Raw genomic sequence first — 3,562 nt, 5'->3', positions numbered from 1 at the left:
CTATATTAGAGTGGAAATCCTGATTAGATTCTTACTAATCTCTCGCTATTTAGTGAATAGGTAAATCATGACATTACGAGTAGTTCCTGAGCTTTATTGTTTCGATATTAATGTGAGCCAATCCTTCTTTGTCGATGTGTTGGGATTTGAAGTGAAATACGAGCGCCCAGATGAAGAGTTTGTTTATCTAACGCTTGATGGTGTTGATGTGATGCTTGAAGGGATTGCGGGCAAAAGTCGAAAATGGCTTTCAGGTGACCTGGAATTTCCTTTAGGGCGTGGCGTTAACTTTCAATGGGATGTTATCGATATCGAACCACTTTATCAGAGAGTTAACGAAAGCGCCGCTGATTCTATTTACTTAGCGTTAGAGTCGAAGTCTTATCAATGTGGGGGTTCGATCGCGACTCAGAAGCAGTTCATCGTTCAAACTCCTGACGGTTATCTCTTTAGGTTCTGCCAAGATATTCGTTAACACATAAGTATTATTAGCTACTCATTTATTACGAGAAACACGGCTAACTAAGTACCCGTATAAATAAGGAGAGTAGAGTGGTCAACATTCGGGAAATGGCAATTTCAGACTACGACTCAGTGATCGCGTTGTGGTGCCAGACAGAAGGCATGAGTATTCGCGATGCCGATTCGAAAGAAAGCATTGCGAGCTATTTAGATCGTAACCCTGGTCTGAGTTTTGTGGCTGAAAGTAACAACGAGATCATTGGCGCTGTGTTAGTAGGAACGGATGGACGTCGTGGGTATTTACAACATTTAGCTGTCTCGGCCAACTTTAGAGGACAAAAGTTAGGTTGTAAGCTTGTCGCAGAGGCGGTCAACGCACTTGCAGGGTTAGGCATCCCGAAGACCCACTTGTTTGTCTATAACGACAACATCAACGCTCAACAGTTTTACGAAAAATTGGGCTGGTTTCCTCGAGATGAAGTTCGAATGTACTCGTTTAATAGCTCGGATAATAGTAACGTTTAGCCTTAAAGGTTAGTGTTGGCTGAGCGTTAATTTGTAACAGGTTCGCGCGCATCTTCCCAATATCAAAACAATCCTTGGAGTATTTAGAAATGTTGTTTTTTAGTCTGTCTAAACCATTGATTCAAGGCTCCGAGTTGTGTTCTGAGCTGCTCAATTTCTTAACCGAGCATAAGAGTGATTTCGAAGAAAAGTTAATCCCAGACCTGTCATACATCGATGATATGGCACACGTGGTGGACGGTATTAAAATCAAAGACGTTCTACACATCAATGCGAATCAATACCGCCTTCAATATTCGTTTGATTGGGAGCTGTTTCTAGGTTGTTCAGATAGGAACGAAACTGGTGTCGAGAATGGAAGCGTTCTATTCACACTTGAGGATGATAACGTTCTTAATATCAACTTCCCAAACTACGGTTCTCGAGACACTAGCGATGAGCTCTAGTCGGTTTTTCGTGCGTGTTATACAGAAGGAACAACAATGATAACTATTGAAAGGCTTCAAGAATCACATGTGGCGTTAGTTCAGGCCATCCAACTCGCCGATGAACAGGTTAAGTTCGCTGGTACAGCTGCAGAGTTTTTATTAGACGGCAGTGAAACGACGCACTTGCACGTGATTAAGTCTGATAACGAAGTTGTTGGTTTCTTTAAGCTGGATATCGCTTACGCAGAGCACTACGAATTCTGCCCTGAAGGAAGTATTGGCTTAAGAGCTTTTGTGCTTGATAAAAACCAGCAAGGTAAAGGTTTAGGAACGGGCACGGTCAAAGCTTTGTTTCCATATTTAAAAGCGAATTACTCAGCGTATGAGTTGATTTACTTAACCGTGAATTGCAAAAATCCCGCAGCATTCAACTGTTATAACAAAGGCGGCTTCGAAGATACCAATGAACAGTATTTAGGTGGCGCAGCAGGCCCGCAATTTATCATGCGCGGTCAAATCGCTTAGTTACATGAAACAGGTTAATTGTCGAACGACAAACGATCTAGGGAGGGATTATGTCAATTACATCAGGAATAGCTCTATTTGTTGCGATGTTACTATCTGCAGCCATACCGGGCCCCAGCGTTCTCGCAGTTCTGTCGAGGTCTCTAAGCCTTGGTTGGAAACAAGGCTTGTTAGTGGTGCTTGGCGTACTAATCGCGGATTACATTTTTATATTCTTAGCTTTGTCTGGTTTATCGGCTTTAGCTAGCGCAATGGGTGAATTTGCTACGGTAATTAAATATGTAGGCGTTGCCTATTTGTTTTGGTTGGCTTACACAACATGGACGTCAGATGTTAGTGAATCATCGAGTACATCTTCGGAGCAAGGAATGAAAGCTTCAAGCGTGATTATCGGGTTATTGATGACAGTTTCAAACCCAAAGGCGATTTTGTTTTACATGGGTTTCTTTCCCGCATTCATAGACCTAAAAACATTTACCACAACAGATGTGATGATGATTTTGGTGATTTCAACTGTAGCTGTAGGTGGAGTATTGAGTCTCTATGCTTGCACTGCCTCTAAAGCTCGTTTTGTATTTCAAGGGCGCTCAGCAAAGATGCTATTGAACAGGTTATCAGGTGGCTTTTTGGCGACTTGCGGTGCTTTGTTAGCAACTAAAACATGAGTACTCTTAGGACTGTTTTAACCATAACACCAAACTAAGTGTTAACACCTAGTGTCTTTGCCTGCTTCATGGCATCATTCCACGCAGCTAAAACCCCAACAAGGTATGTTATGAAACAGAATATTGTCCACATTGCACTCGTGGTAAAAGACTACGATGAAGCGCTTGATTTTTATGTAAACAAGCTTAAGTTTGATCTCATCGAAGACACGTATTTACCAGAAGAAGATAAACGCTGGGTTGTTGTTGCTCCACCAAATTCAACCGGTGTGAGCCTGTTACTTGCTAGAGCTTCCAAGCCAGAGCAACACGATTTCATCGGTAACCAAGCTGGTGGACGCGTATTCCTATTCTTAAACACCGATGACTTCTGGCGTGATTACGAACGCATGACGTCTTTGGGCATTAACTTTGTCCGAGAGCCTAAAGAGCAAGGTTACGGTACCGTTGCTGTGTTTGAAGATCTTTACGGTAACTTGTGGGATCTGCTTCAGTTAAACCCTGAACACCCTATGGCTAACAGGTAAATAAGCTAAGGCTCATTCGTGTGTTGCTCAAGCTCAATTAAAGGAAGCTCATCGTGGAAGAAATCAAAGGCATTCTGCAATTCATGGTCGAGATTGAACAATTAAAGGATGTTCATCGACAGACAAAACCGGTTGGATTGGATCGATATGAAAACTCCGCTGAGCACAGTTGGCAGGTCTGTTTGAGCGCTCTTATGTTGAAAGACTATGCCAATGAACAAATCGATATTACGCGAGTGATGAAGATGTTACTGATACATGACCTTGGGGAAATCGATGCAGGAGACACCATCATTTATGCCAGTGAAACCGAAGAAAACAAACTCAAAGAGAGAAACTGTGTTGAGCGCTTGCTGAAATCATTGCCAAGCCATTTAAGAACCGAGTATTTGGATTTATGGCTTGAGTTCGAAGCGGGTGAGTCACCGGA

The 3,562-nt window shown here is 42.5% G+C and carries 7 protein-coding genes; all 7 read left to right on the top strand.

The features are described 5' to 3' along the window. Window positions 1–67: 67 nt before the first annotated feature. Window positions 68–475 carry a VOC family protein gene (locus AB4653_RS26365; protein ID WP_009846826.1) on the top strand — a complete coding sequence of 136 codons (408 nt, stop codon included), beginning with the start codon at window positions 68–70 and terminating at the stop codon, window positions 473–475. A gap of 77 nt (window positions 476–552) precedes the next feature. Beyond that, complete coding sequence (locus tag AB4653_RS26360) at window positions 553–987, top strand: GNAT family N-acetyltransferase (protein WP_017078753.1); 435 nt, start codon at window positions 553–555, stop codon at window positions 985–987. 89 nt (window positions 988–1,076) lie between these two features. Next, window positions 1,077–1,433, top strand: a complete 357-nt coding sequence (locus tag AB4653_RS26355) for a hypothetical protein (RefSeq protein ID WP_009846824.1) — start codon at window positions 1,077–1,079, stop codon at window positions 1,431–1,433. A 36-nt stretch (window positions 1,434–1,469) separates the two neighbouring features. Continuing rightward, window positions 1,470–1,940: a GNAT family N-acetyltransferase gene (locus AB4653_RS26350; RefSeq protein ID WP_009846823.1), complete on the top strand. Its 471-nt coding sequence runs from the start codon at window positions 1,470–1,472 to the stop codon at window positions 1,938–1,940. A gap of 50 nt (window positions 1,941–1,990) precedes the next feature. Beyond that, the gene (locus tag AB4653_RS26345; protein WP_102258495.1) at window positions 1,991–2,605 is read left to right on the top strand and encodes a LysE family translocator; all 615 of its coding nucleotides are present in this window, start codon (window positions 1,991–1,993) and stop codon (window positions 2,603–2,605) included. Between the two features lie 110 nt (window positions 2,606–2,715). Then, on the top strand, window positions 2,716–3,132 hold the full coding sequence (locus AB4653_RS26340; protein WP_009846821.1) for a VOC family protein: 417 nt from the start codon (window positions 2,716–2,718) through the stop codon (window positions 3,130–3,132). A 53-nt stretch (window positions 3,133–3,185) separates the two neighbouring features. Next, on the top strand, window positions 3,186–3,562 hold a 377-nt coding region (locus AB4653_RS26335), incomplete at its 3' end, for an HD family hydrolase (RefSeq protein ID WP_372105702.1).

The sequence above is a fragment of the Vibrio sp. 10N.222.48.A3 genome, from assembly GCF_041475345.1.
In the GTDB taxonomy this organism is placed as follows: Bacteria; Pseudomonadota; Gammaproteobacteria; order Enterobacterales; family Vibrionaceae; genus Vibrio; species Vibrio tasmaniensis_A.
Note: the sequence above shows the minus strand (reverse complement) of the source record. Positions and strands in the feature narration are given on the sequence as shown.